Here is a 6,649-nt window from a genome sequence, read left to right on the forward strand (position 1 = left end):
CGGCCGGACGGATCCGGGCCTTACCGGGACATTGTCGCCGGAACCGGCTCGCCGCCTGCGGAACCGGCGCGGCCGCGGCCGTAGCGGGAAATGTCCAGGCCCTCGCTGCGGATGCCGGTGGGCTGGCGCGCGATCACGTCGGCCAGGAAGCGGCCCGAACCGCAGGCCATGGTCCAGCCCAGGGTGCCGTGGCCGGTGTTGAGGAACAGGTTGCGCAGCGGGGTGGCACCCACCACCGGGGTGCCGTCCGGCGTGGCCGGGCGCAGGCCGGTCCAGAACTCGGCACGGCCCAGGTCGCCGCCGCGCGGGTACAGGTCGTTGACCACCTTCTCCAGGGTGGCGCGGCGGCGCGGGTCCAGGCGCAGGTCGAAGCCGGCCACCTCGGCCATGCCGCCGACGCGGATGCGCTCGTCGAAGCGGGTGATGGCCACCTTGTAGGTCTCGTCCAGGATGGTCGAGGTCGGCGCCATCGCCGGATCGGTGATCGGCAGGGTCAGCGAATAGCCCTTGAGCGGGTATACCGGCAGGCGGATGCCCAGCGGCCGCAGCAGCCGCGGCGACCAGCTGCCCAGCGCCACCACGTAGCGGTCGGCCGTCTCCAGGCGACCGTCGATGCGCACGCCGGTCACGCGCTCGCCGTCGCCCTCGATGGCTTCGATGTTGGCGCCGTAGCGGAACTCCACGCCCTTCTGCGCGGCCAGCGCGGCCAGGCGCTCGCAGAACAGGCGGCAGTCGCCGGTCTGGTCGCCCGGCAGGCGCAGGCCGCCGACCAGCAGGTGCGAGGTGGCGGCCAGCGCCGGCTCCACGCGGGCGATGCCGGCGCGGTCGAGCACCTCGTAGGGCACGCCGGCCTGCTCGAGCACGGCGATGTCGCGGGCGGCCGCGTCCATCTGCGCCTGGGTGCGGAACAGCTGGGTGGTGCCGAGCTTGCGGCCCTCCCAGGCCAGCCCGGTCTCGCGCGCCAGCTCGTCCAGGCAGTCGCGGCTGTACTCGGCCAGGCGCACCATGCGCTCCTTGTTCACCGCGTAGCGGGCCGCGGTGCAGTTGCGCAGCATCTGCCACAGCCACTGGTACTGGAACGGGTCGGCGGTCAGGCGGATGGCCAGCGGCGCGTGCTCCTGGAACAGCCATTTCAGCGCCTTCAGCGGCACGCCCGGCGCCGCCCACGGCGAGGCGTAGCCGGGGGAGATCTGCCCGGCGTTGGCGTAGCTGGCCCCCAGGGCCGGACCGGGCTCGCGGTCCACCACGGTCACCTCGAAGCCGGCACGGGCCAGGTACCAGGCGCTGGTCACGCCGATCACGCCACTGCCCAGGACCAGAACGCGCATCACGACACCTCTGCGAGAGCTTTCACTGGCCGCGGCCGCGGCCACCATGCAAGGCGCGCAGTATATGGCCGTAGTTCCAGTTGTTTTTTCCGTTTTTGTGGCGTTTCATGGGGGAAACTCACGCAAATATCCCACGCCACGGAGGTTTCCATGCCCGCCCGCCGCCGCGAACTGGACCGCATCGACCGCCAGATCCTGCGCATCCTCCAGCAGGAGGGGCGCATCTCCTTCACCGAGCTGGGCGAACGGGTGGGCCTGTCCACCACGCCCTGCACCGAGCGCGTGCGCCGGCTGGAGCGCGACGGGGTGATCGAGGGCTACTACGCCAAGCTCAACCCGCAGTACCTCAAGGCCTCGCTGCTGGTGTTCGTGCAGATCAGCCTGGCCTACAAGTCCGGCGACATCTTCGAGGAGTTCCGCCGCGCCGCGCTGAAGCTGCCCAACGTGCTGGAGTGCCACCTGGTCTCGGGCGACTTCGACTACCTGATCAAGGCGCGCATCTCGGAGATGGCCTCCTACCGCCGCCTGCTGGGCAGCAGCCTGCTGACCCTGCCGCACGTGCGCGAATCGCGCAGCTACATCGTGATGGAGGAGGTCAAGGAGACCCTGGCCCTGCACGTGCCCGACTGAACACGCCCACACGCAAACGGGAACGGCGGCCGATGGCCGCCGTCCGTGCGTCCGTCGCGGCGCGGCCCCGGGCTACTTGGCCCAGCGCATGGCCGAGGCGGTCAGCGGCAGGACCTGGGCCGACAGCGGCTGGTCCTGCTCCAGCAGGTTGATGGCGTCGGCCAGGATCGCCGCGGCCTCGCGCTGCAGCGGGTCCGGGCGCTTCTCCGCGGCCTTCTCGCGCTGGGCGTCCTTGACCACGTCGCGCTCGGCGGCGGTCAGGCCGTCGTCGGTCTCGTCGGCCAGCGGGTCCAGGTCCAGGCCCTTCTCCTTGCGGATGGCCTGGCGCTCCTTGCGCTGCCGCTCCTGGCGCTCGCGCTCGGCGCGGCGCTCGGCCTCGTTGAGCGAGAGGTACTTCTTGGCCGCCTCGGCGCGGTAGTGGGCCACGTCCTCGCTCCACCACTGGAACTCCAGGTCCTCGGCGATGCGGCGGGCGTGCAGCTCCTGCAGGCGCGGCAGCAGCGGCGCGAAGTTGCCGTAGCGCTGGTGCGGTACCTCGGCGATGCGGGTCCACGGCAGGGCGTTGTCGTAGGTGCTCTCGCCGAACTCGTTGGCGTCCACGCTCAGCGGGTAGGCGATGTCCGGCACCACGCCCTTGTGCTGGGTGCTGCTGCCGGAGATGCGGAAGAACTGGGCGATGGTCAGCTTGACCTGGCCGAAGCGCGGGCCCTCGGCCGCCGGCCAGCGGTCCAGGTCCACCAGGTTCTGCACCGTGCCCTTGCCGAAGGTGGTCTCGCCGATGATCAGCGCGCGGCCGTAGTCCTGCATGGCGCCGGCGAAGATCTCCGAGGCCGAGGCCGAGGCGCGGTTGACCAGCACCGCCAGCGGCCCGTCCCAGGCCACGCCGGGGTTGCGGTCGGAGTTCACCGTCACCCGCCCACCGGACTCGCGCACCTGCACCACCGGGCCGGTGTCAACGAACAGGCCGGTCAGCTGCACCGCCTCGTCCAGCGAGCCGCCGCCGTTGTTGCGCAGGTCCAGGACCACGCCGTCCACGCCCTTCTGCTTGAACTCGCCCAGCAGGCGCGCCACGTCGCGGGTGGCCGAGGTGTAGTCGTTGCCGTTGCGGCGGCGGCCCTCGAAGTCCTGGTAGAAGGTCGGCAGCTCGATCACGCCGATCACGCGCGCCGGGCGGCCGTCCTGCGCCGGGATGGTGTAAGTCTTGCTCTTGGCCGCCTGCTCGGAGAGCTGCACGCGGGCGCGGGTCAGGGTGACCACGCGGTGCTCGCCGTCCACGCCGGCCTCGGCCGGGATGTACTCCAGCCGGACCTTGGTGCCCTTGGGGCCGCGGATCTTGGCCACCACGTCGTCGATGCGCCAGCCGATCACGTCCTCGATCGGACCGGAGGCGCCCTGGCCGACGCCGACGATGCGGTCGCCGGCCTTGAGCGTGCCGTCCAGCGCCGCCGGACCGCCGGGGATGATCTCGCGGATCACCACCACGTCGTCCTGGCGCTGCAGCTGGGCGCCGATGCCCTCCAGCGACAGCGACATGGCCTGGTTGAAGTTCTCGGCGCTGCGCGGGTTGAGGTAGTCGGTATGCGGGTCGATGGACGCGGTGTAGGCGTTGAGGAACAGCGAGAACACGTCCTCGCTCTTGAGCTCGGCCACCGACTTGCCCAGCTGCGCGTAGCGCTTGTCCAGGGTCTTGCGGATCTCCTCCGGTGCCTTGCCGGCCAGCTTCAGGCGCAGCCAGTCGTTCATCACCGACTTGCGCCACAGGTCGTCCAGCGCCGCCTCGTCAGGGGCCCACGGCGCGTCCTTGCGGTCGTATTCCCAGCGCTCGTTGCCGGTGAAGTCGAACTCCTGCGCGAGCAGGCCGCGGGCGTAGGCCACGCGCTGCTCCACCCGCTCGCGGTACACGGCGAAGATGGCGAAGGCCGGGCTCGGGTCGCCCTCGCGCACCGCGTCGGCCATGCGCGCGCGGTACGGGGCGAAGCGCTCGACGTCGGCGGCGGTGAAGAACTGCTTGTTGCCGTCCAGCGCCTCCAGGTAGCGGCGGAAGATGTCCTCGGACATCGTCGCGTCGGCCGGACGCGGGCGATAGGCGTAGCGGCTGTCGGACAGCAGGCCGTAGACCAGGCGGGAGGTGGTGGCCTGCTCCGGCGTGGGGGCCAGCGCCACGGCGCCGGTCGCGCCGCTGCGCGCCAGCAGCGCGACCGGGACGACCAGCAGGAGGGCGAGCAGTGCGGCGGTGATTCTGGATTTCATTCGGGGTCTCGGGCCTGGAGGGCCATGGACGTGAGGCTGCGGGAGGGCTCAGACCACCGCCCAGTGCCGGAAGTTGCATTCCCCGGCCGCGGGGCAGGATGGCCCAACCGCAGGCTAGCGGCCGGAACGGAGGAAAAGGTTAACCAATGCCCCGTGCAGGGGGCCCTTCACGCCGGGGCGCCGCTCAGGCCTCCACTCCGGCGCCGGCCGCCTGGCGGTCGGCGTGGTAGGACGAACGGACCATCGGCCCGGAGGCGACGTGGCTGAAGCCCAGCTGGTAGCCGTACTCCTCCAGCACCTTGAACTCGTCCGGGGTCCAGTAGCGCAGCACCGGATGGTGGTGCGGCGTCGGCTGCAGGTACTGGCCGATGGTGACCATGTCCACGTCGTGGGCGCGCAGGTCGCGCAGGGTGGCCTGCACCTGCTCCATGGTTTCGCCCAGGCCCAGCATGATGCCGGACTTGGTCGGGATGGACGGGTGCTGCGCCTTGAACCGCTGCAGCAGGGTCAGCGACCACTGGTAGTCGGCACCCGGGCGCACGTTCGGGTACAGGTCCGGCACCGTCTCGATGTTGTGGTTGAACACGTCCGGCGGGTCCTGGGCCAGGATCGCCAGCGCGCGGTCCATGCGGCCCTTGCCGCGGAAGTCCGGGGTCAGGATCTCGATGCGGATGCCGGGCGCGGCCGCGCGCACCTCGCGGATGCAGTCCACGAAGTGCTGGGCGCCGCCGTCACGCAGGTCGTCGCGGTCCACCGAGGTGATGACCACGTACTTCAGGCGCATGTCGGCGATGGTCCGGGCCAGGTTGCGCGGCTCCTCCGGGTCCGGCGGCCTGGGCCGGCCGTGGGCCACGTCGCAGAAGCTGCAGCGGCGGGTGCAGACCTCGCCCAGGATCATGAAGGTCGCGGTGCCGTGGCCGAAGCACTCGTGGATGTTCGGGCAGCTGGCCTCCTCGCACACGGTGACCAGACGGTTCTCGCGCAGCCGCGCCTTGAGGTTGGCCACGGCGTTGCCGGCGGGGATGCGCACCCGGATCCAGGACGGCTTGCGCAACACCGGGGTATCGGCGAACTGCACCGGCGAGCGCGCGATCTTGTCGCTGCCCAGCTGCTTGGCGCCCACCTCCAGCGGCGCCGGCGCGGCGGCCGGCTCGGACAGGACCTGGAGCGGGATCGTGCGGGAAGTGGACGTGCTCATGGGCCTATTGTAGGGCGGCGCCGGGCCTCCTGCCCGGGCGCGGCGGCCCCGCCGGCGCAACAGCAGGGGCCGGCCGGCGCAACGGCGCCTGCATACGGACCGGTACGTCAGCCCGGCGCGGGCGGCGCCGCGCGCTCCCACTCCAGGCCGAACTGGCGGCCCAGCTGCTCCAGCAGCACCGGCTTGACCGCCTCCATCGAAGCCGGCCCGCCCAGATCCTGCAGCGCCACCACCTGGAGGCCGGCATAGCCGCAGGGATTGATGCGCTGGAACGGCGGCACGCACTCGGGCGTGATGTTGAAGGCCAGGCCGTGGAAGGTGCAGCCGCGGCGCACGCGGATGCCCAGCGAGGCGATCTTGGCCCCGTTCACGTACACGCCGGGGGCGCCCTCCCTGCGCGCGCCGCCGATGTTCCACTCGGCGAGGGTGTCGATGATGGCCTGCTCGATCCGGCACACGTATTCGCGCACGCCGATGCCCAGGCGGCGCAGGTCCAGCAGCGGGTAGGCCACGATCTGGCCGGGGCCGTGGTAGGTCACCTGCCCGCCGCGGTCCACGTGGATGACCGGGATTTGGCCCGGCATCAGCACGTGCTCGGTCTTGCCGGCCTGGCCCAGGGTGAACACCGGCTCGTGCTCGACCAGCCACAGCTCGTCGGTGGTGGCCTCGCCGCGGGCGTCGGTGAAGCGCTGCATGGCCCGCCACACCGGCTCGTACGGCTGCCGACCGAGGTCGCGCACGTACGCAGGCAGCGGCGCGCGCGCCGGCGCGGGGGTGGTGCAGGCGGCGGTGCTCACAGCGTCCATGTCACTTCGGGGTGGTCGCGCAGGGCCTGGTGTGCGGCCTCGTACTGCTGGCGGCTCTCGGCGCGGAAGCCGATGCGCACGGACACGTAGCGGCCATTGGACGAGTGCCGGCACTGCCCGCTCTCGTGCAGCCCCCCCACGCCGGCCTGTTCCAGCCGCTTCGGCAGCTCGGTCTCCAGGCCCTTGCCCGCCGCGCCCATGGCGCTGAGCTCGAAGGTGCCGGGAAACTGGAAGCCGTGCTCGGGATTGTCAGAGCGGATCTCCATCGCGGCATTATCGGTCCGCGCCCGCGCAAACCCAACCCTCGTGCGACCACGGTGCGACACCGCCGGCGCAACGCTGCGTACGCCGTGGCACGCTACCGCGCCCGGGCAGGAGGCCCGGCGCCGCCCTACAATAGGCCCATGAGCACGTCCACTTCCCGCACGATCCCGCTC

The 6,649-nt window shown here is 71.6% G+C and carries 6 protein-coding genes; 1 reads left to right on the plus strand and 5 read right to left on the minus strand.

Annotated features, from left to right (window positions below; genetic code table 11):
• Nucleotides 1-20: 20 nt before the first annotated feature.
• Entirely contained in the window at nucleotides 21-1,328 is a 1,308-nt protein-coding gene (locus CR938_RS13445) for a D-amino acid dehydrogenase (RefSeq protein ID WP_162125485.1), read from the minus strand.
• Between the two features lie 150 nt (nucleotides 1,329-1,478).
• Here CR938_RS13445 and CR938_RS13450 point away from each other — a divergent pair, with 150 nt between their 5' ends.
• Nucleotides 1,479-1,958: a winged helix-turn-helix transcriptional regulator gene (locus CR938_RS13450; RefSeq protein ID WP_162125486.1), complete on the plus strand. Its 480-nt coding sequence runs from the start codon at nucleotides 1,479-1,481 to the stop codon at nucleotides 1,956-1,958.
• Nucleotides 1,959-2,030: 72 nt separating this feature from the next.
• Here the strand turns inward: CR938_RS13450 and CR938_RS13455 are convergent, their stop codons facing one another.
• From CR938_RS13455 to CR938_RS13470, 4 genes are all read right to left on the minus strand, one after another.
• Nucleotides 2,031-4,208 (minus strand): carboxy terminal-processing peptidase, encoded by a 2,178-nt coding sequence (locus tag CR938_RS13455; RefSeq protein ID WP_162125487.1) that lies wholly within the window; start codon nucleotides 4,206-4,208, stop codon nucleotides 2,031-2,033.
• Between the two features lie 184 nt (nucleotides 4,209-4,392).
• Nucleotides 4,393-5,406 (minus strand): lipoyl synthase, encoded by a 1,014-nt coding sequence (lipA, locus tag CR938_RS13460; protein ID WP_162125488.1) that lies wholly within the window; start codon nucleotides 5,404-5,406, stop codon nucleotides 4,393-4,395.
• Between the two features lie 107 nt (nucleotides 5,407-5,513).
• Entirely contained in the window at nucleotides 5,514-6,212 is a 699-nt protein-coding gene (lipB, locus tag CR938_RS13465) for a lipoyl(octanoyl) transferase LipB (protein WP_162125489.1), read from the minus strand.
• Nucleotides 6,200-6,478 (minus strand): DUF493 family protein, encoded by a 279-nt coding sequence (locus CR938_RS13470; RefSeq protein ID WP_162125490.1) that lies wholly within the window; start codon nucleotides 6,476-6,478, stop codon nucleotides 6,200-6,202. The genes lipB and CR938_RS13470 overlap by 13 nt, the downstream gene beginning before the upstream one ends.
• Between the last annotated feature and the right edge of the window lie 171 nt (nucleotides 6,479-6,649).

It is taken from the genome of Pseudoxanthomonas taiwanensis (assembly GCF_010093135.1).
In the GTDB taxonomy this organism is placed as follows: Bacteria; Pseudomonadota; Gammaproteobacteria; order Xanthomonadales; family Xanthomonadaceae; genus Pseudoxanthomonas; species Pseudoxanthomonas taiwanensis.

Bases quoted from the DNA above. Each gene is read 5' to 3' on its own strand.
- CR938_RS13445 (WP_162125485.1), bottom strand. From the start codon at position 1,328: ATGCGCGTTCTGGTCCTGGGCAGTGGCGTGATCGGCGTGACCAGCGCC.
- CR938_RS13450 (WP_162125486.1), top strand. From the start codon at position 1,479: ATGCCCGCCCGCCGCCGCGAACTGGACCGCATCGACCGCCAGATCCTG.
- CR938_RS13455 (WP_162125487.1), bottom strand. From the start codon at position 4,208: ATGAAATCCAGAATCACCGCCGCACTGCTCGCCCTCCTGCTGGTCGTC.
- lipA (WP_162125488.1), bottom strand. From the start codon at position 5,406: ATGAGCACGTCCACTTCCCGCACGATCCCGCTCCAGGTCCTGTCCGAG.
- lipB (WP_162125489.1), bottom strand. From the start codon at position 6,212: ATGGACGCTGTGAGCACCGCCGCCTGCACCACCCCCGCGCCGGCGCGC.
- CR938_RS13470 (WP_162125490.1), bottom strand. From the start codon at position 6,478: ATGGAGATCCGCTCTGACAATCCCGAGCACGGCTTCCAGTTTCCCGGC.